The organism is Arthrobacter sp. 10N410 (assembly GCF_056394945.1).
The window spans coordinates 625,703-651,462 of the sequence record NZ_JBFTIP010000001.1 but is presented as its reverse complement, the minus strand read 5'-3'; the positions used below and the strand labels follow the sequence as shown (position 1 = coordinate 651,462).

Annotated in this window: 19 protein-coding genes; 3 read left to right on the top strand and 16 right to left on the bottom strand. The window is 69.2% G+C overall.

Going from position 1 to position 25,760, the window contains the following annotated elements; all coding sequences use genetic code 11:
• Positions 1-10: 10 nt before the first annotated feature.
• The 6 genes from tsaD to AC1DB8_RS03125 all read right to left on the bottom strand — a co-directional run bounded on the left by tsaD (position 11) and on the right by AC1DB8_RS03125 (position 5,918).
• Positions 11-1,150 (bottom strand): tRNA (adenosine(37)-N6)-threonylcarbamoyltransferase complex transferase subunit TsaD, encoded by a 1,140-nt coding sequence (tsaD, locus tag AC1DB8_RS03150; RefSeq protein WP_476892140.1) that lies wholly within the window; start codon positions 1,148-1,150, stop codon positions 11-13.
• Positions 1,147-1,638, bottom strand: coding sequence for a ribosomal protein S18-alanine N-acetyltransferase (rimI, locus tag AC1DB8_RS03145; protein ID WP_441417085.1), 492 nt, complete (start codon positions 1,636-1,638; stop codon positions 1,147-1,149). The genes tsaD and rimI overlap by 4 nt, the downstream gene beginning before the upstream one ends.
• Positions 1,639-1,691: 53 nt before the next feature.
• Complete coding sequence (gene tsaB, locus AC1DB8_RS03140) at positions 1,692-2,363, bottom strand: tRNA (adenosine(37)-N6)-threonylcarbamoyltransferase complex dimerization subunit type 1 TsaB (protein ID WP_476892139.1); 672 nt, start codon at positions 2,361-2,363, stop codon at positions 1,692-1,694.
• Between the two features lie 2 nt (positions 2,364-2,365).
• Positions 2,366-2,977 (bottom strand): tRNA (adenosine(37)-N6)-threonylcarbamoyltransferase complex ATPase subunit type 1 TsaE, encoded by a 612-nt coding sequence (gene tsaE, locus AC1DB8_RS03135; RefSeq protein ID WP_476892138.1) that lies wholly within the window; start codon positions 2,975-2,977, stop codon positions 2,366-2,368.
• Positions 2,974-4,197, bottom strand: a complete 1,224-nt coding sequence (gene alr / locus AC1DB8_RS03130) for an alanine racemase (protein ID WP_476892137.1) — start codon at positions 4,195-4,197, stop codon at positions 2,974-2,976. Before alr ends, tsaE begins: the two co-directional genes overlap by 4 nt.
• 629 nt (positions 4,198-4,826) lie before the next feature.
• A complete protein-coding gene (locus AC1DB8_RS03125) occupies positions 4,827-5,918 on the bottom strand; it encodes a carbohydrate kinase family protein (protein WP_441417081.1) in 1,092 nt (363 codons plus the stop codon).
• Positions 5,919-6,000: 82 nt separating this feature from the next.
• Between AC1DB8_RS03125 and AC1DB8_RS03120 the strand changes: the two genes are divergently transcribed.
• Entirely contained in the window at positions 6,001-7,440 is a 1,440-nt protein-coding gene (locus AC1DB8_RS03120) for a family 4 glycosyl hydrolase (protein WP_476892136.1), read from the top strand.
• 55 nt (positions 7,441-7,495) lie between these two features.
• Here AC1DB8_RS03120 and AC1DB8_RS03115 read toward each other — a convergent pair whose 3' ends face one another.
• The gene (locus tag AC1DB8_RS03115; RefSeq protein WP_476892135.1) at positions 7,496-9,280 is read right to left on the bottom strand and encodes a glycoside hydrolase family 5 protein; all 1,785 of its coding nucleotides are present in this window, start codon (positions 9,278-9,280) and stop codon (positions 7,496-7,498) included.
• 83 nt (positions 9,281-9,363) lie between these two features.
• Positions 9,364-9,900 carry a GNAT family N-acetyltransferase gene (locus tag AC1DB8_RS03110; RefSeq protein WP_441417078.1) on the bottom strand — a complete coding sequence of 179 codons (537 nt, stop codon included), beginning with the start codon at positions 9,898-9,900 and terminating at the stop codon, positions 9,364-9,366.
• Between the two features lie 97 nt (positions 9,901-9,997).
• On the opposite strand from AC1DB8_RS03110, the gene mshA reads away from it, so the two are divergent.
• Positions 9,998-11,263 carry a D-inositol-3-phosphate glycosyltransferase gene (mshA, locus tag AC1DB8_RS03105; protein ID WP_476892134.1) on the top strand — a complete coding sequence of 422 codons (1,266 nt, stop codon included), beginning with the start codon at positions 9,998-10,000 and terminating at the stop codon, positions 11,261-11,263.
• 71 nt (positions 11,264-11,334) lie between these two features.
• Positions 11,335-13,092, top strand: coding sequence for a formate--tetrahydrofolate ligase (locus AC1DB8_RS03100; protein WP_476892133.1), 1,758 nt, complete (start codon positions 11,335-11,337; stop codon positions 13,090-13,092).
• 85 nt (positions 13,093-13,177) lie between these two features.
• Here the strand turns inward: AC1DB8_RS03100 and AC1DB8_RS03095 are convergent, their stop codons facing one another.
• The 8 genes from AC1DB8_RS03095 to glmS form a co-directional block, all read right to left on the bottom strand.
• On the bottom strand, positions 13,178-14,263 hold the full coding sequence (locus AC1DB8_RS03095; RefSeq protein ID WP_476892132.1) for an inositol-3-phosphate synthase: 1,086 nt from the start codon (positions 14,261-14,263) through the stop codon (positions 13,178-13,180).
• Positions 14,264-14,455: 192 nt separating this feature from the next.
• The gene (mgrA, locus tag AC1DB8_RS03090) at positions 14,456-15,493 is read right to left on the bottom strand and encodes an L-glyceraldehyde 3-phosphate reductase (protein ID WP_476892131.1); all 1,038 of its coding nucleotides are present in this window, start codon (positions 15,491-15,493) and stop codon (positions 14,456-14,458) included.
• Positions 15,494-15,508: 15 nt separating this feature from the next.
• Positions 15,509-17,266 (bottom strand): malto-oligosyltrehalose trehalohydrolase, encoded by a 1,758-nt coding sequence (gene treZ, locus AC1DB8_RS03085; RefSeq protein WP_476892130.1) that lies wholly within the window; start codon positions 17,264-17,266, stop codon positions 15,509-15,511.
• Between the two features lie 36 nt (positions 17,267-17,302).
• Positions 17,303-19,639, bottom strand: coding sequence for a malto-oligosyltrehalose synthase (treY, locus tag AC1DB8_RS03080; protein ID WP_476892129.1), 2,337 nt, complete (start codon positions 19,637-19,639; stop codon positions 17,303-17,305).
• On the bottom strand, positions 19,636-21,876 hold the full coding sequence (glgX, locus tag AC1DB8_RS03075; RefSeq protein WP_441417071.1) for a glycogen debranching protein GlgX: 2,241 nt from the start codon (positions 21,874-21,876) through the stop codon (positions 19,636-19,638). Before glgX ends, treY begins: the two co-directional genes overlap by 4 nt.
• A gap of 91 nt (positions 21,877-21,967) precedes the next feature.
• Entirely contained in the window at positions 21,968-23,491 is a 1,524-nt protein-coding gene (locus AC1DB8_RS03070; protein ID WP_441417070.1) for an NAD(P)H-hydrate epimerase, read from the bottom strand.
• 4 nt (positions 23,492-23,495) lie between these two features.
• Positions 23,496-23,843 (bottom strand): holo-ACP synthase, encoded by a 348-nt coding sequence (locus AC1DB8_RS03065; RefSeq protein WP_175321209.1) that lies wholly within the window; start codon positions 23,841-23,843, stop codon positions 23,496-23,498.
• Between the two features lie 4 nt (positions 23,844-23,847).
• On the bottom strand, positions 23,848-25,740 hold the full coding sequence (gene glmS / locus AC1DB8_RS03060) for a glutamine--fructose-6-phosphate transaminase (isomerizing) (protein ID WP_441417069.1): 1,893 nt from the start codon (positions 25,738-25,740) through the stop codon (positions 23,848-23,850).
• Between the last annotated feature and the right edge of the window lie 20 nt (positions 25,741-25,760).

Here is a 25,760-nt window from a genome sequence, read left to right as displayed (position 1 = left end):
GGGCCGTCTCCTAGGCGGATACGCTCGTCACCGGCATCGACGAGTCCGGCGCGAAGCCGAGCCCGCTCGGCACTATTCCGGACATCACCAGCTGCGCCCCGAGCGCGGCCACCATGGCCCCGTTGTCCGTGCACAGCGAGAGCGGCGGGACGGTCAGCCGGATTCCGGCCGCCGTGCACCGCTGCTCCGTGAGCTGGCGCAACCGCGAGTTCGCCGCCACTCCCCCGCCCAGCAGCAGTTCGGTGATGCCGTTTTCGCGGCAGGCGAGCACCGCCTTGGAGGTGATCACGTCCACCACGGCCTCCTGGAAGGCGGCCGCGATGTCCGCCACCGGCACCGCTTCGCCGCGCGACTCAAACTGCTCCACGCAGCGGGCGACGGCGGTCTTGAGTCCGCTGAAGGACCAGTCGTAGCGGTGCGGGCCGGGTTCTTCGGCGGTCCCCATGTACTTGGGCTGGGTAAGACCGCGGGGGAAACGGATCGCCTTCGCATTGCCGGTGCGTGCCAGCTTGTCGATGGCCGGCCCGCCCGGGTAGCCGAGCCCCAGCAGCCGGGCCACCTTGTCGTACGCCTCGCCGGCGGCGTCGTCGATCGTGGAGCCCAGCAGCTCGACGTCGTCCGTGATGCTGCGGATCCGGAGGATCTCGGTGTGGCCGCCGGAGACCAGGAGCGCGCCGAGGTTCTCCGGCAGGGCGGTCCCGGAGCCGGCCGCCTGCCCGCTGTCGTCCGAGCCGCCGTCCTCCGGCGCGCCGCCGCCGGGCTCGAGCAGTCCGACGCCCACATGCGCCACGAGGTGGTTGATCGCGTACAGCGGCTTGCCGGTGGCGACGGCGAGGGCCTTGGCTGCGCAGACGCCCACCATCAGGGCTCCGGCCAGTCCCGGGCCGGAGGTGACAGCGATGGCGTCGATATCGTCCAGCGTCACTTCCGCTGCGGCGAGCGCTTCCCGGAGGGTGGGGACGAAGGCGTCGAGGTGCGCGCGGGAGGCGATCTCGGGGATGACCCCGCCGAAGCGCACGTGCTCCTCCATGGAGGACGAGACGGTGTTGGCGAGCAGGCGGGTGCCGCGGACGATGCCGACGCCGGTCTCGTCGCAGGAGGACTCGATCCCAAGCACCAGCGGGGCGGAGCTGCGTGGGTGGTGGTTCATTCTTGGCCTGTTCCCCTTGGCTGTGTGTGGTCCGTGGTGTTGCCGGGCGCTGGCTGTTCCGTCGCGTGCAGCTCGAGGCGCATGATGAGCGCGTCGACGCCGTCGCGGTAGTAGCGCGGCCGGACATGGATCTGCTCGAAGCCGAAGCGCCGGTAGAGCTGCTGGGCGCGGGGGTTGTCCGCGCGCACCTCCAGCAGCACATCGGCCGCATGCCGCCGCCGGCTTTCCCGGATGAGCTCGGTCAGCAGCGCCGAACCGATGCCACGGCCCTCCTGTTCGGGCACAACCGCGATGGTCTGCACGTCCGCGATGGGTTCGATGCACATCAGCCCCGCGTACCCGACGATTGAGCCGCCGGACTCGGCAACGATGTAGCGTCGGGTCTCGGTCTGGGCGAGCTCGTCGACAAACATCTGCAGGGGCCAGGCGTCCACCGGGAACAGCCGGCGCTCCAGCTCGTGCACCGCGGGGATGTCCGCGGAGGCCATGTCCCTGAGGCTCACACCTGCCGGGGACGGTCCGCGCGGCGTATCCGGGGCGTTCACAGGGCGCGCTTCCGCGGGCCCGGGACCTGCGCGTCCGATTCCCGCAGGTACAACGGGGTGGTGTCCAGGAGCTGCTCGCCGGCGGCGAGCCGCGCCAGCGCGAACTGGCCCAGCGAAAGCGCCTCGGGCTGCCGCGCGGCGAACTCGGGGACGGCATTGAGGACGTCCGGGTACAGGCCCGCGCCCGCGCCGTAGACCGGAAGGTCCGGCAGATCGGCGGCGAAGCCCACATGCGGCCCGTCCAGCAGCTGCGGCAGCTGGCTCCCGGCCAGCGCGTAGCGGGCCCAGTAGACCTCCTTGCGCCGCGCGTCGGTGGCCACAATGAACTCCGGGGCCGCTTCCGTGGACTCCGCTACCTCCAGGGCAATGGCATCCAGGCTCATGAGCCCGTAGAGGGGCTTTTGCCAGACGAAAGCCAGGCTGCGGGCGGTGACGATGCCGGAGCGGAGGCCCGTGAACGGACCCGGTCCCACCCCGGTGACAATGACGTCGACGTCGGCGCCGCTGAGACCCGCGGCGGCGAGCAGCTGCTTGATGCCCGGGGCCAACACCTCGGCATGGCTGCGGGTGTCCGCGGTGGCGAAGCTGCCGACGACAGATTCCAGGGAATCATCGGAAACGAGCGCCGCGCTGGCAACGGCCGAGGTATCGATGGCGAGGATCAGCATCTTCAGTCCGTTTCCGTGGTCGCGGGCAGGTCAGGGATTCCGGCAAGGGCGGCGGGCGGTTCGGCCCAGCGCGGCCCAAAGCCGCGGAAGACCACGGTCCTGGGCTCGTCGGCGTCGTCGGTGTCGAAATCCAGCACGTCGGTGCCGAGCTGTGCGGGGCCGGACGGGGCTGTGCCGCTGGGCTGGGCGCCACCCAGCCGGCGTTGCAGCTCAACCTCCAGCCGGCTCTCGCTTAGGTGCTCCACCCGGCCGCGGCCCCACTCCACGACGGTCACTGCACTGTCCATGGTGTTTTCCAGGTCGATGTCGTCGATTTCGGAAGCAGAGGCGAGCCGGTACGCGTCGACGTGGACCAGGTCCGGGCCGCCGGGACGGGGTCCGTCCGGAAGGTTGGGGTGGATCCGCACCAGCACGAACGTGGGAGAGATGATTCCGGCGCGGACGCCAAGGCCCTCGCCGAGCCCCTGCGTGAAGGTGGTCTTCCCGGCGCCAAGCTCGCCGCTGAGCACTAGCAGGTCGCCCGCCTGCAACTCGGCGCCAAGGCCGGCCGCGAGGGCATGTGTCTGCTCCGCGGTCCCCACTTCCAGGGTCCGCTGCCAGGCCGGGTGGCTCACTGCGCGGCCCCGTCGCCGGGTGCGGGCTCTTCGTTGATGTAGCGGCGCGGCACCCGCGGGCTGATGCGGGTGACGATCTCGTAGTTGTTGGTGCCGGCTGCCCTGGCCCAGTCCTCGGCGGTGGGACCGCCGTCGGCACCGTCTCCGAACATCACGGCTTCGGCACCCAGCAGGCTGGGACCGCCGGCGGAGACGTGGAGCGGGCCGAGGTCGATCACCATCTGGTCCATCGCGATGCGGCCCACCACGGGGTAGCTGATTCCGGCCACCCTGATCGGACCTCCGGTGGCGACGCGCGGAACGCCGTCGGCGTATCCCAGCGGGACGAGGCCCAGCGTGCTGGCGCCCCCGGTGCGGTAGTTCAGTCCGTAGGAGACACCCTGGCCGGCGGGCACGTCCTTGCAGTGCGAGACGACGGTGCGCACCGTCATTGCCGGGCGCAGCCCGACCTCCGCGGAACTCTGGCCCTCGAACGGTGAGAGCCCGTAGATGCCGAGGCCCACCCGGACGAGGTCGAAGTGCGTGTCCGGGCGGGACAGCGTCGCCGGGGTGTTCGCGAGGTGGCGCACCTCGGGATCGACGCCGGCGTCCTGGGCCATCGCCAGGACATCGCGGAAGGCGGCAAGTTGCTCGTCGGTTTCGGGGCGCTCGGGTTCGTCGGCCACGGCAAGGTGGGAGAAGATGCCCACCACCCGCAGCAGGCCCTGGTCCTGGTAGTCCATCGCTTCGCCGAGCAGGGTGTCCCAGGACTCCAGGGTGGCGCCGTTGCGGCCGAGCCCGGTGTCCACCTTCAGGTGAATCCTGGCTGGGCGTTCCTGCTCGCGGGCTGCGGTCACGATCCGGCCCAGTTCCCAGCCGGAGCAGCCGATGTCGATCCCGGCAGCGACGGCGGCGGCAAAGTTGCTCTCGGGGGTGTGCAGCCAGGCCAGCAGGGGGGCCTCGATCCCGGCGGCGCGCAGGGCAAGCGCCTCGGAGATATGCGCGACGCCTAGCCAACTGGCCCCGGCGCTGAGCGCGGCGCGGGCCACCGGGATGGCCCCGTGGCCGTAGGCGTCGGCCTTGACGACGGCCATCACCTTCGCCGGCGAAGCCACCTTGGCCAGCCGCCGGACGTTGTGCCGTATCGCCTTGAGGTCGATGACGGCCGAGCGCTCCTCGACGTGGTCCGGACCTGCTTCCGCCACCGGCCGGAAATCACCTGTTGCTGCTGGGTATATCACTTTACGATTCTACGGGTGGCCGCAGATCCTGCTGAATTCCGCTGGCGCCCCGCACTTTGGGACATGCCCATCCTTGGCTTCGGGACATGCCCACTCCTCGCAGCCGCGACTGGGCATATGCGGACTATGTCCAGTCCACGGCCCGGGCGCAGGGCATGTCCCTCGGCCCGCACCCCGCGGCATCCCAAACCATTCACGGATCCATTCCTGGCGTCGGGACATGCCCACTCCTCGCAGCTACGAGTGGGCATATGCGGAATATGTCCAGTCCACGGCCCGGGCGCGGGGCATGTCCCATGTCCCGCACCGCGCGGCGCCCCCGAACCATTCACGGATCCATTCCTGGCGTCGGGACATGCCCACTCCCCGCAGCCAAGGGCGGGCATATGCGGAATATGTCCAGTCCACGGCCCGGGCGCGGGGCATGTCCCATGTCCCGCACCGCGCGGCGCCCCCGAACCATTCACGGATCCATTCCTGGCTTTGGGACATGCCCACTCCTCGCAGCCACGAGTGGGCATATGCGGAATATGTCCAGTGCACAGCCCGTGCGCAGGGCATGTCCCTCGGCCTGCGTCCCTCGGCCTGCGGGCCTGCACCCGCTCCCCAGCCGCCCGCCACCCCAAGGGCTACGCGTCGGAGAGGTGCGCGATCGTCGCCGTCGCCCGCCGCTGCGCCTCCGGCGGCACGTCGCGGACGATTTCTTCCAGGAAACGGTAGCGGCGCAGCCATTGACTGCCCTGCCGCTCCTTGCGGGCATTGGCCCGCTGCCACCAGTCGGCGAGGTCGCCCCAGCCGGGAGCGGCCAGCGAGCCGCCCACCTGCTGCACGGCCAGGGCCGCGCACAGGTTGGCGAACCGGAGCCGGTCCCCCAGCGGCCAGCCGGCCAGGCAGCCGACGATGAACGCGGCCCCGAAGCAGTCCCCGGCCCCGGTGGGGTCGAAGGCCGCCACGGGCAGCGACGGCACCCACTCCTCCTCACCGGTCTCGGAGTCCACCGCCATGGATCCCTGCGGCCCCAGGGTCACCACGGCCACTGGGACCCTGTCCGCGAGCGCGTAGAGCGCGGCCCACGGGTTGTCCTTGCCGGTGAACGCCATGGCCTCCTGCTGGTTCGGCATGAAGGCGTGGAAGTATTTCAGGTTGTCCAGTCGCGCCTGCGCCCACGTCCCGGTGGGATCCCAGCCGACGTCGCCGAAGAGACGCACACCGGCCCGGTGAGCGTCGACGGCCCACGGTTCCAGCTCCTCGCCTAGCTCGGCGACGGCGGCGAGCGCGGGCGGCGGGCAGCCGATCAGTTCGCTTGAGGTTACCGGCGCCGGGTGGCCGTGGGTCACCATGGACCGGTCCTTCTCGACACTCAGCGACACGGTGACCGGCGAGTGCCAGCCGGGAACGCGCCGCGACAGCGACAGGTCCACGTGTTCCTGCCGGTCGAGGATCTTCCAGTTGTAGTCGCCGTAGCCGTCGTCGCCAAACGCTGCGGCCAGCCCGGTCCTCAGCCCCAGCCGTGCCGCGGCGATGGCCTGGTTCGCCACCCCGCCGGGACAGCTGCCCATCCCGTCGCTCCAGATTTCCGTGCCGGGCCGGGGTGCGTGCGGCAGCCCGGTGAAGATGATGTCCTGGAACACGGTGCCGGTCAGGAGCACGTCGAAGCTTCCCGCCGCCGGGGTACGGACGGCGGCGAGCGGGTCGAAGCGCGGCGCTGGAATCGCGTCCATACACGGCACACTACGCCGTCCAGGTAGCCGGCGAAAGACGACGTTCCGGGCCCATCAGCGCGGCGCGGAATAGACTGCAGCCATGCGGCTCATGATTGCTGGCGGCGGCGGATTCCGGGTGCCGCTGGTCTACCGGGCGCTCTCCGCCGGCCCCTTTGCCGGGCTGGTCCGGGAGCTGGTGCTGTACGACGTCGACGCCGGCCGGCTGGCCGCCATCGAAGCGGTGCTGGCCTCCCTGCCGGGCCGGGAACCGGGCAGCGAGCCGGGCAGGGAACGAGGCGGCGGGCCGCCGGTCCGCACCACCACGTCGCTGGCCGAGGCCCTGTCCGGCACGGACATGGTTTTCGCCGCCATCCGGCCCGGCGGCACGGCCGGCCGCACGGCCGACGAGCGCGTGGCGCAGGAGCTGGGCGTGTTAGGCCAGGAGACCACCGGCGCCGGCGGCATCTCCTACGCCCTGCGCACCATCCCGCCGATGTTGGCCCTGGCGCAGGCGATGAAACGCCTCTGCCCCGGGGCGTGGCTGGTCAACTTCACGAATCCGGCTGGCATGGTGACCGAGGCCCTGGTCCCGGTGCTGGGCCGCCGGGTGGTGGGTATCTGCGATTCGGCCGGCGGACTGGTTCACCGCGCGGCGCGGGCCGCCGGCGTCGTGCTGCCCGAGGGCAGGCTCGACGGCGTCGGCTACTACGGGCTCAACCACCTGGGCTGGCTGTACCGGCTGGAGTCCGGCGGCAGGGATGTCCTCCCCGCCCTGCTCGCCGACGCCGGGACCCTGGCAGGTTTCGAGGAGGGCCGGCTCTTCCCCCAACCCTTTCTGGCCGGCCTCGGCTGCCTGCCGAACGAGTACCTGTTCTACTACTACGAGACCGCCCGCGCCCTGGCCGCCATGCGGGCCGCTGCCCAGACCCGCGGCGAGTCCATCCACCGGCAGCAGTCCGAGCTGTATCCGCGGCTCGCGTCCGCCGGTGCGGAGGCCTACGGGCTCTGGGATGCCGCCCGCCGGTCCCGCGAGGAGGGCTACCTGGCCGAGGCCCGAACCGCTGGCGAGCACCGGGACGAGGAGGACCTGGCCGGCGGCGGCTATGAGCGCGTCGCGCTGGCGGTGATGCGCGCCCTCTCCGGCGGCGGCGGGGCCGAACTGGTGCTGAATACCCCCAACGCGCTACCCGGCCCGGACGGTGCACGGACTGCCGCGATCCCGGGGCTGCCGGCGGACGCCGTCGTGGAGGTCCCCTGCCGGGTGGACGCCGACGGAGTGGTGCCGCTCCCACAGGACCGCCCGTCGGAAGCGCAGCTCGCGCTGATGCTGCGGATCAAGGAGGTGGAACGGCTCGTGGTCCAGGCCACCGGGCCGGGACCCGGCAGCCTGCGGCGTGGGGCCGCCCTCGCCGCGTTCGCCCGGCATCCGCTGGTCGACTCGGACGAGCTCGTGGCGAAGCTGCTCGCCGGTTACGAGGCCGCGTTCCCGGGCCTGTTGCAGCTCTGGCGCAGCGACGTCCGCAGTTCCGGTGACTCCTAGCCGAGTCCGCCGCTCAACGCGGGCCACTCAACGCGGGCCACTCAGCGCAGTCCGCTCAACGCAGTCCGCGGGCGAGGGTCTCCTGTAGCGCCTTGTTGGGTTCGCCCGGCTGGCCGGTGCCGCTGAGGTAGAGCCCCATCTGGGTCCCGTGGTATTCCCAGTACGCGAAGCTGAGCTCGTTCTCCGCCAGGAGATCAAGCATGTCGGTGACCCACTGGCTGCCGCCCTTGCCCTCCATCTCAAATGCTTGCCGGACCAGTCCGAACTCCATGACCGACATCGGCACGTTGTTATCGATGCCGAACTTGAGTCGCTTCCCCAACTCATGTGCCAAATAGCCTTTGTCGCGTGCCAAGAAGCCGTTTCCGGGTGTTCCGGGCGACTGTGCGTAGACGTCGAGCTGGAGCCCGATCCGGGGTGCCGAACCGGCCGAGGCCGCAATGCTCTGCCCCCGCATGTGGCCCTGGATGCGGTACTTGTTACCCGGCACGACCTTGAACAGGTGGGCGTCGTTGCTCCACCCTGCGATTGCCGTGGCGTCGACGGCATTGCTGATGGAGAGGCTGCCGCTGTCCTGGTGCCCGGTCTTCTCCCGCGCGAACTTCGGCGGCGCCGCCGTGTCCCCGTACTGCCATTGATGCCAGTCCAACGTCGAGTCGCGGTCCAGGGGATCGTTGATGACTTGCCGGAGTTCCGTCCCGTCGGGGCCGTATTCGGTCACCCTGATTGCATCGAAGCCGGCCGTTCCGCGCATGCCGCCCTGCGCAGTGACCATGGGTGCAGCCGCCACCGCGCTGCTGTCCTCGATAGTTACGATGCCGCTGTCATACGCCGCCCAGCCTGAGGTGCCGGGCGGCAAGGACTTGGTTGCGATGCGGCTTTCCGGCAGCAGGACCCGCTGACCGGTCGGGAGAATGGTGTCGGGGTCGGGATAGCGGCCGCCGTCCTGAACCGGGCCCTCGACCCAGGACGCATACTGGTGGGTGTATTTGATGGGCTCGTAGAAGTGGAAGTCGTAAACCACGTTGTCGTCATCAACAAGGAAATGCTGGTCGACCCCGGAGATGCCGTAGCTGCCGTTGACCCCATAGATCCCGCCCACAACCAGAAGGTGGTTCTGGTCCTCGGACCGGACTGCGGCGACCAACTGCCCGGCCAGCACTTTCCATTGTTCCCCGGTTGCGTCAGTCGTCACCGGCTCATTGAGCAGGTCGTAGGCTGCGATGGCTGGTTCATCCTTGTAGCGGGCTGCGATATCGCGCCACAGGTCCGCGTTCTGCTGCTGCAGCCGGGGGTTGGACCAGATGTCGAAACTGACGGCGTCGCTGGTGGGGTCCAGCCAGAATCCGCCGATCGGGGTGTGCAGATCCAGGATCAGGCGCATCCCGTGTTCCCGCGCCCAGGCCACGTTTTGGTCCAGCCACTGCCAGAAGACCTGCGGGGAGTCGACATACCAGTCCCCGTCGAAGGCGAAGCGGATGCTGTTGAAGCCAATTTCTTTCGCCCGGGCGAAGTCGTCCCCCGCATGGTGCTGCGAATTAGGAAGCTCGGCCCCGTTCAGGTTTCGATGGTAGAAGTTGGAGAAATTCACCGCTTTCAGCCGGGTGGGCTCGCCGTTGAGGACGAGTCCGCGGCCCGAGGCGGTGACGAAGCCCGGCGAATTCTCCGCCGAGGAGCTTCTGTCGTTGTTCCGGGCCAGCGTGCACCCGGCCATGACCAGCAACGGAACCACCAGCAGCAGGACGGCCGGAACCCACCCAGGCAAGCGGCGCCGTCGTGCACCCCGTTCAGGGCTGCGCCGTTCCTGATGCGGCAGTTGCGGATCGCCACTTCCGGGCATTCAGGCCTCCCTCGCTCGGCCCCCAGAGGGCCAGCCTATTCGGGCCGGCAGAAAATGTCTTGGGTTGAATCCGGCGAAGGCAGCTATAGCTTGCGGTACATCACGTGGAGTCCCACGTAGCCCAGCTGCGGGTGCCGGAAGGCTTCCGGGATGGTGGCGAGGATCTCGAAGCCCATGGCTTGCCAGGCGGCGACGGCCCGGACGTTGCTTTCCACCACGGCGTTGAACTGCATGGCGCGGAAGCCCGCGGCGCGGGCGGCGTCCAGCGAGTAGGCGCACAACGCCCGGGCCACTCCCTGGCCGCCGTAACCGGCGCGGACCATGTAGCCGGCGTTGGCGACGTGGCTGCCGCCGCCGCCCTGGTTCGCGTGCAGCTCGCCGGTGCCCAGTACGACGCCGTCGAACCGGCCAGTTCCGACGGCGACGAAAGTCCTGCCCGGGACGGTTTTGAACCACTTGGCGCGGGCCTGGTCCTCCGTGGTGTCGCGGTCCCAGGTAAACGTCTCCCCGGCACGGATCACAGGCTCCAGGATCTCCCAGATGGCGGCCCAGTCCTGCGCGGTGGCCTCGCGGATCTCCCACGACGCCGTGGCCGGCCGGTCTTTTGCGTTTGCGCTCACAGCCGCCACGCTAGCAGCAGGCAGCCGCCCGCGAACCGGCCCGGCGTTCAGGAGTAATGTTTTACCGAATCCACGTCACGCGAAGGGAAGGAAGAGGATGCCGCTGGTCCGCCGTGTCGCCTTCCTCTCCCTGCACACCTCGCCGATGGAGCAGCCCGGGTCCGGGGACGCCGGCGGCATGAACGTGTACATCCGGGCCCTCGCCGCCGCCCTCGCGGAGACCGGCGTCGAGGTGGAGATTTTCACGCGGTCCAACGCGGCCGGCCAGGCCGCCGTCGAACACCCCACCCCGGGAGTCTGCGTGCACAACGTGCTCGCCGGGCCGCCGCGGAAACTTCCCAAGGAGGAACTGCCGGCGCTGCTGCACAGCATGGTGGCCGAAATCGACCGGATCAAGCAGCTGCAGCCGCATGGCCGCTACGACGTCATCCATTCGCACTACTGGGTTTCCGGCGTCGCGGGCCTCGAACTCTCGGAGCTGTGGGGGGTGCCGCTGGTGCACACCATGCACACCATGGCCAAGGTCAAGAACCTGCTGCTGGAATCCGGCGAGCAGCCCGAGCCGCGCCGGCGCGAGGATGGTGAACACCGGATCGTCGACGGCGCCACCCGGCTGATCGCCAACACCGGCGCCGAGGCCGCCGAGCTGGTCTCGCACTACGACGCCGACCCCGACCGGATCGACGTGGCGCCCCCGGGCGTGGACCTTTCCGTCTTCACGCCCGCCTTCCGGAGCCGCGCCCGCAGCCAGCACGGGGTCCCGCCGGGCCGCTTCCACCTGCTCTTCGCCGGGCGGATCCAGCGGCTCAAGGGCCCGCAGATCCTGATCAAGGCGGCCGCGCTGCTGCGTGCGCGCCGCCCGGACATCGACCTGCAGCTGACCATCCTCGGTGCGGTGAGCGGTGCGAAGGACTTCGACCTCAAGGCCCTGATCACCGCCGCCGGGATGGACGACGTCGTCACGCACCATCCGCCGGTCAGCGCGCCCAAGCTGGCAGGCTGGTACCGTTCGGCCGACGTCGTGGTGATGCCTTCTTACAGCGAGTCGTTCGGCCTCGTCGCGCTGGAGGCCCAGGCCTGCGGAACGCCCGTGGTCGCCACGAAGGTGGGCGGGCTGTCGCGGGCGATCTTCGACGGCCGGACCGGGCTGCTGGTGGAAGGGCACAAGGCCGCGGACTGGGCCGATGCCCTGGAGGCACTGCACGACGACCCGGCCACCCGGGAGGACATGGGCCGCGCGGCGTCGGTGCATGCCCAGGGCTTCGGCTGGCAGCGCACCGCCGCGATTACGCTGGAGAGCTACCAGTCCGCATTGCTCCAGTATTTTGGAACACGGAGCATCCCGGTGGGCCACACGCCCTGAGGGAACCACACCGGGCGCCTGGCCGGAACCGCCGGCCGGAGCGACCCGAAGCCACGAGCTGAAGGGCAACGATGTCTGAGAACACCACGGAAACCGCAGCAGCTACCGAAGCGCCGGCCGGGACGGCGGCACCGGGTACGCCGGCCGCAGCGCCGGTCCTGAGCGACTTGGAGATTGCGCAGCGGGCCACCATGCGGCCGATCGAGGACGTGGCTGCCGCGGCCGGGATCAACCCGGAGGCGCTGGAATTCTACGGCCGCTACAAGGCGAAGATCGATCCGGCCAAGCTGGCCCGGGACGGTGCGCACGCGCCGGGCAAGGTGGTGCTGGTCTCGGCGATGTCCCCCACGCCGGCCGGCGAGGGGAAATCCACCACCACCGTGGGCCTCGCCGACTCCCTGGCCCGCGCCGGGCACCGGGTGATGATCGCCCTGCGCGAGCCTTCGCTGGGTCCGATCCTGGGCATGAAGGGCGGCGCGACCGGCGGCGGCTACTCCCAGGTCCTGCCGATGGACGAGATCAACCTGCACTTCACCGGCGACTTCCACGCGATCACCTCGGCGAACAACGCCCTGATGGCTCTGGTGGACAACCACATCTACCAGGGCAACGCGCTGAACATCGATCCGCGCCGGATGACGTTCAAGCGGGTGCTGGACATGAACGACCGGGCGCTGCGCGAGGTCGTGATCGGCCTGGGCGGTCCCACCCAGGGCGTGCCGCGACAGGACGGCTTCGACATCACGGTCGCCTCGGAGATCATGGCCGTGTTCTGCCTGGCCACGGACCTGGACGACCTGCGCGCCCGGCTGGGCCGGATCACCTTCGGCTACACCTACGACCGCGAGCCGGTCACGGTCGCGGACCTCGGCGTCCAGGGTGCCCTGACCATGCTGCTCAAGGACGCGATCAAACCGAACCTGGTGCAGACCATCGCGGGCACCCCGGCCCTGGTGCACGGCGGGCCCTTCGCCAACATCGCGCACGGCTGCAACTCGCTGATCGCCACCCAGACGGCGCGTTCCCTGGCCGACGTCGTCATCACCGAGGCCGGCTTCGGCGCCGACCTGGGTGCCGAGAAGTACATGGACATCAAGGCGAGGATGGCCGACGTCGCCCCGTCCGCCGTCGTGCTGGTGGCCACCATCCGCGCGCTCAAGATGCACGGCGGCGTCGCCAAGGACCAGCTCAAGGAGCCCAACGTCGAGGCGCTGGCCGCCGGCGTCGCCAACCTGCAGCGGCACGTGCGCAACGTGGAGAAGTTCGGCATCACCCCGGTGGTGGCGATCAACAAGTTCGGCACCGACAGCCGGGAGGAGCTCGACTGGCTGCTGGACTGGTGCGCCGCGGAGGGTGTTCAGGCGGCCGTGGCCGACGTCTGGGGCCGCGGCGGAGGGGGCGACGGCGGCGACGAGCTTGCCGCGAAGGTTGCCGCCGCCATCGACGCCCCGCACGGCTTCCGCCACCTGTACCCGCTGGCGATGTCGGTGGAGGACAAGATCCGCACCATCGTGCAGGAAATCTACGGGGCCGACGGCGTCGACTTCTCCGTCCCGGCGCTCAAGCGGCTCGCGGAGATCGACAAGAACGGCTGGTCCGGGATGCCGGTCTGCATGGCGAAGACGCAGTACTCCTTCAGCGACGACGCCACCAAGCTCGGCGCCCCGAAGGGCTTCACCGTCCACGTCCGGGACCTGATCCCCAAGACCGGCGCGGGCTTCATCGTGGCGCTCACGGGTGCGGTGATGACCATGCCCGGACTGCCCAAGGTCCCGGCGGCCATGCGGATGGACGTGGACGCCAACGGCAACCCCGTCGGCCTGTTTTAAACAGCAACGCGGGGTCACTTACGGCCCATCCCAAGGGGGATGATGGGCTGTAAGTGACCCCGCGTTGCGGTGTACGGTGCGGGGCTTAGCGCTCCAGGTCGCCGCGGATGAAGGCCTCGACCTTTTCGCGGGCGAGGTCGTCGTTGAACTGCTCCGGCGGGGACTTCATGAAGTAGCTCGACGCCGAGAGCAGCGGGCCGCCGATGCCGCGGTCCAGGCCGATCTTGGCGGCTCGGACGGCGTCGATGATCACGCCGGCGGAGTTGGGCGAGTCCCAGACCTCCAGCTTGTATTCGAGCGAGACCGGGGCGTCACCGAAGTTGCGTCCCTCGAGGCGTACGAAGGCCCACTTGCGGTCATCGAGCCACTGGACGTAGTCCGACGGGCCGATGTGCACGTCCTTGGCGGCGAGTTCGGCTTCCACGTTGGACGTGACGGCCTGGGTCTTGGAGATCTTCTTGGACTCGAGGCGGTCGCGCTCCAGCATGTTCTTGAAGTCCATGTTGCCGCCGACGTTCAGCTGGTACGTGCGGTCCAGGGTGACGCCGCGGTCTTCGAAGAGCTTGGCCATAACGCGGTGCGTGATGGTGGCACCGATCTGGCTCTTGATGTCGTCGCCCACGATCGGCACGCCGGCGGCGGTGAACTTGTCCGCCCACTCCTTGGTCCCGGCGATGAACACCGGCAGCGCGTTGACGAAGGCCACGCCGGCGTCGATCGCGCACTGGGCGTAGTACTCGGCGGCTTCCTGGGATCCGACCGGCAGGTAGCAGACCATCACGTCGACCTTGGCGTCCTTGAGGGCCTGGACGACGTCGACCGGCTCCTCCGGGGACTGCTCAATGGTCTCGAGGTAGTACTTGCCGAGGCCGTCGAGGGTCGGGCCGCGCTGGACGGTGACGCCGGTCGGCGGGACGTCGGCGATCTTGATGGTGTTGTTTTCGCTGGCGAGGATGGCGGCGGAGAGGTCCTGGCCCACCTTCTTGCCGTCGACATCGAATGCTGCGACGAACTGCACGTCGTTGACGTGGTACTTGCCGAACTGCACGTGCATCAGACCCGGAATCGTGGCCTGGGGGTCGGCATCCTTGTAGTACTGGACACCCTGGACCAGCGAAGTGGCACAGTTACCCACGCCGACGATTGCAACACGAATCGGATTTGAAGACACGAAACTCCCTTTGAGAACAAACTTCACGTGCCCGGCGCGGCCATACTCTGATGTACGACGGCGGCAAACGGGCACAACGCCATGCGGCACTCTTGCATTCTAGTCAACGGCGCCGGGACTCAAGTTGTTCCCGGCCACGGCACCGAATCTGTTACGTCAGCCGGCGGCGCCGCGGAACGGCGCCCCCGGGGCTTATTTCTGGGCCCAGAGGTTGATGTCGGACTCGACGGCGAACTCGTCGATCGCGTCCAGCTCGTCGGCCGTGAAGTCCAGGTTGTTGATCGCGGCCAGGGTGTCCTCCAGCTGTCGGACGCTGGACGCGCCGACCAGGGCGGACGTCACCGAGGTGCCTTTGCCCTGCTCGCGCAGGATCCAGGCGATCGCCAGCTGCGCGAGGGTCTGGCCCCGGCCCTCGGCAATCCGGTTGAGCCCGCGCACGCGGTCCAGCTTCTCCCCGGTGATCATCGCCTCGTCCAGGGACTTGTCCTGCGCCGCACGGGAATCCTTGGGGACACCGTTGAGGTAGCGGTCGGTAAGCATGCCCTGCGCCAGCGGCGAGAAAGCGATGGCCCCTGCACCCACCTGCTCCAGCGCCTCGTAGAGGCTGGGGCTGCCATTCTCGGTCCAGCGGTTGAGCATCGAGTAGCTGGGCTGGTGGATCAGCAGCGGGGTGCCGAGTTCCTTCAGGATCCGGGCCGCCTCGAGCGTCTGCTCCGGAGTGTAGGACGAAATGCCGGCGTAGAGCGCCTTGCCGGAGCGCACGGCCTGGTCCAGGGCGCCCATGGTCTCTTCCAGCGGCGTCTCGGGGTCCGGGCGGTGGCTGTAGAAGATATCCACGTAATCCAGGCCCATCCGGCCCAGCGACTGGTCCAGGCTGGCCAGCAGGTACTTCCGGGAGCCCCAGTTGCCGTAGGGCCCCGGCCACATGTCGTAGCCGGCCTTGCTGGAGATGATGAGTTCGTCGCGGTACGGCTTGAAGTCGTCCTTGAAGTGGCGGCCGAAGTTGGTCTCGGCGCTGCCGTAGGGCGGGCCGTAGTTGTTGGCGAGGTCGAAGTGGGTGACACCCAGGTCGAAGGCGCGGCGCAGGATGGCCCGCTGCACTTCGAAGGGCTTGTCATCGCCGAAGTTGTGCCAGAGGCCCAGGGAAATGGCCGGCAGTTTCAGTCCGCTGCGTCCCACCCGGCGGTAGGGCATCGTCTCGTATCGGTTCGCTGCTGCAACATAAGTCATGGCTATTATCCTGTCCTAGTTTGAGACGACGGCGGCACTGTGGCCGGGCAGTTCCACGCGGCCGGCGGACAGCGCGACGCCGTCCTCGGTGGCCAGCAGCAGCGCGCCGCCGTCCACGGCTACCTGGCGGGGTTCGGTAGAGAAGTTCATCGCGACCTCCACGCTGCCGCGGCGCAGGCGCAGCCAGCCCTCCTCCTCGCTGAACGCCACTGCGGTGTCCTCGAACCCGAGCCCGGCCAGCTCCGGGGTCGCACGGCGCAGCGCGATAAGTTTCCGGTACAGCTCCAGCAGCCGCGCGTGCTCCCCGGACTCGGCTTCGGACCAGTCCAGCTTGGAGCGGGTGAACGTGGCCGGGTCCTGCGGGTCGGGCACGACGGCGGGGTCCCAGCCCATCCGTTCGAACTCCTTGATCCGGCCCTCCGCCGTGGCCTTGCCCAGCTCGGGCTCCGGGTGCGAGGTGAAGAACTGCCAGGGCGTCGTGGCGCCGTATTCCTCACCCATGAACAGCATCGGGGTGAAGGGCGAGGCCAGGGTCGCGACCGCTGCGAGCGCCAGCTGCCCGTAGCCGAGGCTCTGGGAGAGCCGGTCGCCGGTAGCCCGGTTGCCGATCTGGTCGTGGTTCTGGCTGCAGACCACGAGGGCGGCCGGGTGCACGAGGGCGGTGTTGATGGGCCGGCCGTGGTGCCGCTCCCGGAAGCTGGAGTAGCTGCCGTCGTGGAAGAACCCGTCCACCAGGACCTTGGCGAGGGCCGCGAGCGAATCGAAGTCGCTGTAGTAGCCGGTGGTCTCGCCGCTGACGTTGACGTGGACCGCGTGGTGGAAGTCATCGCTCCACTGCCCAGCCAGGCCGTAGCCGTTTACCTCCCGCGGGTAGAGCAGCCGCGGGTTGTTCAGGTCCGACTCGGCGATCATCGTCGCAGGGCGTCCGGTTTCGGCGGAGACCTCATCGGCGAGCGCCCCGAATTCCTCCAGCAGGTGGACCGCCCGCTCGTCCTTGAAGGCGTGCACGGCATCGAGCCGCAAGCCGTCCACGTGGTAGTCGCGCAGCCACATGGCTGCGTTGTCGAGGATGTAGCGGCGGACGACGTCGGAGCCGGGGCCGTCCAGGTTGACCGAGTCGCCCCAGGTGTTGCCCTCGCCGGACTTGAGGTACGGCCCGAACCGGGGCAGGTAGTTGCCGCTGGGGCCGAGGTGGTTGTAGACGACGTCCTGGATGACGCCCAGGCCGGCGGCGTGGGCGGCGTCGACGAAGCGCTGGTAGGCGGCCGGGCCGCCGTAGCCCTCGTGCACGGCGTACCAGAGGACCCCGTCGTAGCCCCAATTGTGGGTGCCGTTGAACCCGTTGACCGGCAGCAGTTCGACGAAGTCGATGCCGAGGTCGGCGAGATAGCCGAGCTTGCCGATCGCGGCGTCCAGCGTCCCCTCGGGCGTGAACGTGCCCAGGTGCAGCTCGTAGATCACGCCGCCCTGCAGGCCGCGGCCCTTCCACTGCCCGTCGGCCCATTCGTGGCTGCCGGCGTCGAAGGTCCGCGAGAGTGCATGCACTCCCCCGGGCTGGCGGCGTGAGCGCGGATCCGGCAGCGGGGTGGAATCCCCGTCGAGCAGGTAGCCGTAGTCGACGTCGCCGGAGGCCGGTGCCTCCGGCGCGCTCCACCAGCCGGCGGACCCGGACCGGACCATCGGGTAGTGCCGGCCGTCGGCGAGCAGCGTGACGTCCTGCGCTTCCGGTGCCCAGAGGTCGAAGCGTGCGGTTCCGTGTGCGGGCAGAGTCATTGCCGTTCCCCTAAGTTGGTTCGTCAGTTCGTGCGTTCAGGCGCCCGGCACCAGCAGGGCCACCGGGTAGTCGCGGAGGATCTCCGCCACGTCCGTCGTGCCCGGCCCGAAGGACCTGCCGCTGAGCTGGTCCGTCATGGCGACGGTGAGGCCGATGGCGGTGTCCTGCCAGCCTCCGCGTTGTTCGAGGCCGCGGGGCAGCCTGGTGGCCAGGGTGAGGGCCCCGGGCGTGCCGGCGCCGCGGTCGAAGGCGACCAGGTGTTCGGCGGCGGCTCCGGTGGCAGCAACCGGGGCGTAGCCGGCGAACAGCTCCGGCCGGTCCCGGCGCAGCCGCAGCGCCCGCGAGGTCACGAGCAGCTTCGCCGCGTCCTCCCGGTACGACGCCGGCCGCTCACCGGCGTCGATCGCTTTGAGGGCGGCGCGCCGCGCCCCGAAGTCGAACGGCCGCCGGTTATCAGGGTCGGTCAGCGACCGGTCCCAGAACTCGGTGCCCTGGTAGACGTCCGGCACGCCCGGCATGGTGAGCTGGACCAGTTTGGCGGAGAGCGCGTTGGCGGAGCCGTAGGGTTCCAGCAGGCCCACCAGCGAATCGAGTTCGGCGCGCACCTGGGCGTTGTCGAACGCCGCGTCGACGGCGGCTGCAAGTTTCGCTTCGAAGTCCGGGTCCGGGTCCAGCCAGTTCGTCGAATTGCCGGCCTCTCGGGCCGCCTTCTGGGCGTAGGACTGGAGGCGTTCCCGGTCCGCGGGCCACACCCCGGCCACGGCCTGCCACAGCAGGTTGGCCAGCGGGCCGTCCGGCAGGGGCGCCAGCTCCTGCAGCCGGCGCAGCGAGGCCGTCCATTCCGGGGCCAGCTCCGCAAGCACGGAGATCCGGGCCCGGGTGTCCTCGCTGCGCTTTGTGTCGTGGGTGCTGAGCGTGGTCATGGACAGCGGCTGGCCCGCCTGGCGGCGTGCCATCCGGGCGTGGAACTCGTCGGCGGACAGCGCGAACTCGGTGGGGTCCGCGCCGACCTCGGTGAGGGTGCCGAGCCGGGTGTAGCGGAAGAACGCGGTGTCCTCCACACCCTTGGCCATCACCATGCCGGAGGTCTGTTGGAAGCGGCGGCCCAGCTCGGCGTCGGGCCCGGGGCCGGCATGCAGCAGCAGCGGGAGCAGCGCCTGCACCACGGGTTCGAGCTCGGGACGCCGCCGGGCGGCGAGTTCGCATGCCTCGCGCAGCACGCCCTCGCCCTCGGGCAGGTAGCTGCGGTAGACCGGGAAGGCCGCGGTGATCTCGGACAGCGCATCGACGGCGGCCTCCGGGCTGAGGCCGGCGGACGCCGGTACCAGCCGGGCGAGCCGCCGCATCTCCGAGTGCAGGATGCCGTCGGTGATCCGGCGCTTGGTGCCGCGGATCATGTCCTCATAGTCGGCGGGGGTGCCGCCGCGCAGCGAGGTGTCCAGGGCGTCGAGGCCCGCCTGGCCGGCGGGGTCGACGAAGAGCCGGTCCACGTCCGCGAGGGCGTCGTACCCGGTGGTCCCCTCGCACTCGAAGCCGGCCGGAAGCTCTTCACCGGGCTCCAGGATTTTCTCGATCAGCAGGTAGGCCCCGCCGGTCACTTCGCGCAACCGGCGGAGGTAGCCTGCCGGATCCGCGAGGCCGTCCGGGTGGTCGATGCGCAAGCCGTCAACGAGGCCCTCCCGGAACCAGCGGACAACCTCCTCGTGCGCCTCATCGAAGACCTCCGGGACCTCAACCTTGATCCCGGCGAGGGTGTTGACCGCGAAGAACCGGCGGTAGTTCAGATCGGTGTCCGCACGGCGCCAGCCCACCAGCTCGTAGTGCTGCCGGTCATGGACCGCGCGCGGGTCGTCGGCAGTGGAGTCACCTGCGGTATAACTGCCCTCGGCCAGCGGGAAACGGTGGTCGTAGTAGCGCAGTTCGCCGTCACGGATTTCGAGCGCGTCCACGTCCGCGTCCTCGCCCAGCACCGGGATCCGGATCCGGCCGCCGCCGAAGTCCCAGTCGACGTCGAACGCCTGGGCGTAGCGCGACTGTTGGCCTTCCTTGAGCAGCGACCACCACCACGGGTTCTGGACCGGGGTGGCGACGCCGACGTGGTTGGGCACGATGTCCACCAACACACCCATGCCGGCTTCCCGCGCCGCGCGCGACACCGCTGCCAGCCCCTCCGGCCCGCCGCGGTCCGGGTCGATCGCGGCGGGGTCGGTGACGTCGTAGCCGTGGTCCGAGCCCTGCTCGGCCGTCAGGATCGGAGACAGGTAGATCCAGTCGACCCCAAGGGACTTCAGGTAGGGCACGGTGTCGGCGGCATCCTGCAGGGTGAAGCCCGGCCGGATCTGGAGCCGGTAAGTCGAGACGGGGGTCCTCATGAAGCAGTGGCCTTCGCTTCGCTGGCTTCGGCGGCCTTCGTCTGGGCTTCCGCCATCTCCTCCTGGGCGTCCTCGTGCTCGGCCATGGAGGCCAGGGAGGCGGCTGCGGAGTGGTCGACCTCGATCTCGGGGCCCGAGTAGGCGCGCAGCACGGCCATCGACTTGGCCGCCAGCGTCAGGGTCGACCCTGCCTTGAGCGGCTCGTCCGTATCGGCCTGGTCCGCGGTGTCCACGAGGATCTCCCAGAAGGGCGAGTACTCGTCGTTGGGCAGCACGAAGTCCACGCTGTCGTCGTGGGCGTTGAAGGCCATCAGGAAGCTGTCGTCGGTGATCCGGCGGCCCCGGGAGTCCTGTTCCTGGATGCCGTGGCCGTTGTAGAACACGCCGATGGTCCGGCCGAAGCCGCTGTCCCAGTCCTCCGGCAGCATTCCGGTGCCGTCGGTCTTCAGCCAAACGATGTCCGGCAGTTTCTCGCCCTCACCACGGACGACCGGGCGGCCGTCGAAGAAGCGGCTGCGGCGGAACGTCGGGTGGTCGTGGCGGATCTTGTTGACGAACGCGGTGAACTCCACGAGGGGCTGGTCCATGGCTTCCCAGTGCACCCAGCTCAGTTCGGAGTCCTGGCAGTAGGTGTTGTTGTTGCCCTGCTGGGTGCGGCCCAGTTCGTCGCCGTGCAACAGCATCGGCACGCCCTGGGAGAGCAGCAGCGTCGCAATGAAGTTCCGCTGCTGGCGGGCGCGGAGGGTCAACACCGTGTCGTTGTCGGAGTCGCCCTCTTCGCCGCAGTTCCAGGAGCGGTTGTGCGATTCGCCGTCGTTGTTGCCCTCGCCGTTGGCCTCATTGTGCTTCTCGTTGTAGGAGACCAGGTCGCGCATGGTGAAGCCGTCGTGCGCGGTGACGAAGTTGATCGAGGCCACCGGGCGCCGTGCCGAACTCTCGTACAGGTCCGCGGAGCCGGTCAGGCGGGAGGCGAATTCGCCCAGGGTGGACGGTTCGCCGCGCCAGAAGTCCCGGACGGTGTCGCGGTACTTGCCGTTCCATTCGGTCCACTGCGGCGGGAAGTTGCCCACCTGGTAACCGCCGGGGCCGACGTCCCACGGCTCGGCGATCAGCTTGACCTGGGAGACGATCGGATCCTGCTGGATCAGTTCGAAGAAGGTGGAGAGCTTGTCGACGTCGTAGAACTCGCGGGCCAGCGTGGAGGCGAGGTCGAAGCGGAAGCCGTCGACGTGCATTTCCGTCACCCAGTAGCGCAGCGAGTCCATCAGCAGCTGCAGCGAGTGCGGGTGCCGGACATTGAGCGAGTTACCGGTGCCGGTGTAGTCCATGTAGTGCTTCAGGTCGCCGTCGACCAGGCGGTAGTACGCCTGGTTGTCGATGCCCTTGAAGGAAAGGGTGGGGCCGAGGTGGTTGCCTTCGGCGGTGTGGTTGTAGACGACGTCGAGGATGACCTCGATGCCGGCCCGGTGCAGCTCGCGGACCATGGCTTTGAATTCCTGGACCTGGTGTCCGACGTCGCCGGAGGAGCTGTAGGTGTTCTGCGGGGCGAAGAAGCCGATGGTGTTGTAGCCCCAGTAGTTGTTGAGGCCCTTCTCCACCAGGGTGCCGTCGTTGACGAACTGGTGGACCGGCATGAGCTCGATCGCCGTGACGCCGAGCTTCTTCAGGTGCTCAATGACGGCCGGGTGGGCCACACCGGCGTAAGTGCCGCGCTGCTCTTCGGGGATTTCCGGGTGCAGCTCGGTCAGGCCTTTAACGTGGGCCTCGTAAATGACCGACTCGTGGTAGGGGACGCGCAGCTGGCGGTCACCGTCCCACTCGAAGTACGGGTTGATGACGACGCCGTGCATGGTGTGCGGTGCCGAATCGGCGTCGTTGCGCGAATCGGGGTCGCCGAATTCGTAGGAGAAGAGCGCCGGGTCCCAGTCGATCTGGCCCTGGATTGCCTTGGCGTACGGGTCCATCAGCAGCTTGTTGGCGTTGAAGCGGTTTCCGCTCGCCGGGTCGTACGGGCCGTGCACCCGGTAGCCGTACTTCTGTCCGGGCTGGATCTGCGGCAGGTAGCAGTGCCAGACGTAGCCGTCCACCTCGGTCAGTTCGATCCGCGTCTCGCTCAGGTCGTCGGCCAGGAGGCAGAGCTCAACCCGCTCCGCTTGCTCGCTGAACAGGGCAAAATTGGTGCCGGTGCCGTCAAAAGTGGCTCCCAGCGGGTAAGCCGTTCCGGGCCAGACTTCCATGTGTACTCCTCGTGCGATGCGGACAATCTCTAGACAGACTACTTGTAAGTAAGGTTACTAATTTACCGGAGGCGCGAGGCGCGCGCTTTTGTTACAGCTTCGCGATAACCTCCGGCAGGGCTTCGGCAATGTCCGACGCCGTCAGCGGCCCGCCGTTCGAGGCAGCTGTTCCGGCACGGCCGTGCAGGCTGGCCGCCATCGCGGCGACGGCGGCCCACCGGTCCGGCCCCTCGAGCCCCAAGGCGCTGAAGGCACCGGAGCCCTCCGGGAGTTGTGCCAGCAGGGCGCCGAGCACCCCGGCCAGGACGTCGCCGCTGCCGGCGGTGGCCATCCACGGGCTGGCTTCGGCCTGGCTGAAGACCGCCCCCGAGGGGGCAGCCACCAGGGTGGTGGCGCCCTTGAGCAGCACGGTCGCTCCGGTGAGCCCGCTGGCCTGCCGGACGGCGGCGAGCGTTGCGTCCTCGACGGAGGTCCGGGCCGGGCCGGCGCCGTAACGTTCCAGCAGGGCGGCCAGCTCGCCGGCATGCGGGGTCAGCACGGTGTGCGGGGACAGTTCGCGGGGCAGGGCCGGCAGCGCACCGGCGTCGGCCACGGTGGGAAGTCCGGCGGCTGCCGCCTCGCGGACCCGCTCCAGCTGCTCGTGGGCGCCGGCGTCGAGTCCGGATCCGAGCAGCCAGGCCTGGACGTGCGCGTCGGCGACGGACGTGCCGCACACCACTTCGGGGCAGGCCTGGCGGACCAGGTCCGCGACCTCCGGCGGGCCCACGTAGCGGACCATGCCGGCACCCGCGGCCAGGGCGCCGCGGCAGGCGAGGACGGCCGCCCCCGGGTAGCGGGCGGATCCGGCCACGACGCCGAGCACGCCCCGGGAGTATTTGTGCGAGCGGCGGCCGGGCTGCGGGAGCAGCGCGGCCAGGTCCGCGGCCTGGAGGCGCCGCAGCTCCGGATGCACCAGCGCGTCCTCGATGCCGATCGGGATGGTCCGGAGCCGGCCGGTGAAGTCCGCGCCCGGGTCGGCGAGCAGGCCGGCCTTCGCGGCCCCGAAGCTCACGGTGACGTCCGCGGCCAGGACAGGGGCGTGCGCTTCGCCGGTGTCGGCGTCGACGCCGCTGGGGATGTCGCAGGCAACAACCAGCCCGTGGCGGCTGCGCTGCAGCTCTTCGATCAGCGTGCCGGCCGCGCCGCGCAGCCCACCCTGCGCGCCGGTTCCCAGGACCGCGTCAATGACGACGTCGGCGCGGGCGGCGTCAGCAGCCAGGTCCCTGGCGTTGCCGTCGGTGAGGGCGGTGTCCCGGCCGCCGGCGGCGCGGAAGGCCGCCAGCCCGCTTGGATGGGCGTCGCCGGCGGTGAGCACCGCCGTCGTCCGCAGGCCCCGGCGGGCCAGCAGCGCCGCGGCGTAGAGGCCGTCGCCTCCGTTGTTGCCCTTGCCGGCAAGCACGGTGACGCTGGAGCCGTAGGGCCGCAGTCCGCGGCGTTGGAGTTCCCGGATGACCGCGTTGGCGAGCCCGTAGGCGGCCCGCTGCATGAGAACAGCGCCCATACCAGGGTCCGCACTCGCCTCAAGGAGTTGCTTCTCGAGGCCTCGAATGTGGGTACCTGTATAGGCGCTGATCATGTGCTTAGCCTTCGGCGATCACCGTGGCGGTGGCGATGCCGCCGTCGTGGCTGATCGAGAGGTGCCAGCGCTTGACGCCTTTCGACTCGGCCACGGCCAGTACCGTGTCCTTGACCTGGACGGTGGGTCCGTTCTGGTCCAGGCCGATCCAGCAGTCCTGCCAGTTCATTCCGGCGGGCGCGCCGAGCACCTTGGCCACGGCCTCCTTGGCCGCGAACCGCGCGGCCAGGGACCGGGTGTTCAGTTCCCGCTCGGCCGGGACAAACAACCTGTCGCGCAACCCGGGGGTGCGCTCAAGCTGCCGGCCGAACCGCTCAATGTCTACGACGTCTACGCCAATGCCAACAATCATGCGGCTATTCTACGGTCACGCTCTTGGCCAGGTTCCGCGGCTGGTCCACGTCGTAGCCCTTGGCGCTGGCGAGTGCCAGCGCAAAGATCTGCAGGGGCACGGTGGACAGCAGCGGGGCCAGGAGGGTCGGGGTCTCCGGGATGTAGATGACGTGTTCGGCGTAGGCCTTCACCGCTTCGTCACCCTCCTCGGCGATCACGATCGTCTTGGCGCCGCGGGCACGGACTTCCTGGATGTTCGAGACGACCTTGGCGTGCAGCGAGTCGCGGCCCCGGGGCGACGGGACGACGACGAAGACCGGCTGGCCTTCCTCGATCAGGGCGATCGGGCCGTGCTTGAGCTCGCCGGCGGCGAAGCCTTCGGCGTGGATGTAGGCGAGCTCCTTGAGCTTGAGCGCACCCTCCATGGCAACCGGGAAGCCGACGTGGCGGCCCAGGAACAGCACGGACTTGGCGTCCACCATGTCGTGGCCGAGTTTCTTGATCGCGTCGGCATTGTCCAGGATCTGCTGGATCTTGGCCGGGATCTTGCCCAGGTCGGCGAGGATGTCCTTGATCTCGCCCTGGAACTTGTTGCCGCGCAGCTGTGCCAGGTACAGGCCCAGCAGGTAGGCGGCCGCAATCTGGGCGAGGAACGCTTTGGTGGAGGCCACCGCGATTTCCGGACCGGCGTGCGTGTACAGCACGGCGTCGGACTCGCGCGGGATGGTGGAGCCGTTGGTGTTGCAAATGGACACCGTCTTGGCGCCCTGTTCCTTGGCGTACCGGACAGCCATCAGCGTGTCCATGGTCTCGCCGGACTGCGAGATGGAAACGATCAGGGTGTTGGCGTCCACGATCGGATCGCGGTAGCGGAACTCGTGCGAGAGCTCGACCTCGGTGGGGATCCGGCACCAGCGTTCGATCGCGTACTTCGCGACCTGGCCGGCGTAGGCGGACGTGCCGCAGGCCAGGACGATGATTTTGTCCACGCTCTTCAGCAGTTCCGTGTCGATCCGGAGTTCGTCGAGGGTCAGCTTGCCGTCGACGTCCGACCGGCCCAGCAGGGTCTGCAGCACGGCGTCCGGCTGGTCGTGGATTTCCTTTTCCATGAAGGACGGGAAGCCGCCCTTCTCCGCGGAAGCGGGATCCCAGTTGACGTAGTATTCCTTGCCCTCGGCCGGGGCACCGTAGAAGTCGGTGATCGCGACGGTATCGGCGGTGATGGTGACGATCTGGTCCTGGCCCAGTTCCACGGCGCGGCGGGTGTAGTCGATGAAGCCGGAGACGTCGGAACCGAGGAAGTTCTCGCCCTCGCCCAGGCCCACCACGAGCGGGGAGTTGCGGCGGGCGGCCACGACGACGTCGGGCTGGTCGGCGTGCACGGCGAGCAGCGTGAAGGCGCCCTCGAGGCGCTGGCAGGCAAGTTCCATGGCCTTGGTCAGGCCGCCGTTGGCGTTGTCGCCGCCCAGCTGGTTGCGGTAGATGTCACCGATCAGCGCTGCGGCCACCTCGGTGTCGGTCTCGGAGAGGAAGGTCACGCCTTCGCCCACGAGTTCCTGCTTCAGCTCCGCGAAGTTTTCGATGATGCCGTTGTGGATGAGCGCCAGCTTGCCGCCGTCGGACAGGTGCGGGTGCGCGTTCAGGTCCGTGGGGCCGCCGTGGGTTGCCCAGCGGGTATGCCCGATGCCGGTGAGGGCGTCCGGCAGCGGGTGGGCCTCCAGTTCGGTGATCAGGTTGCTCAGTTTCCCCGACTTCTTGCGGGAAGAAATGGCACCGTCCGCCACGACCGCGATCCCGGCGGAGTCATAGCCGCGGTACTCAAGGCGCCGCAATCCCTCCAGGACAACGTCCAGGGCTTTGTGTTCAGTATTTACCCGGCCAGCCGAGCGGCCTACATATCCAACGATTCCGCACATGGACATAAGCCTAACCGGTT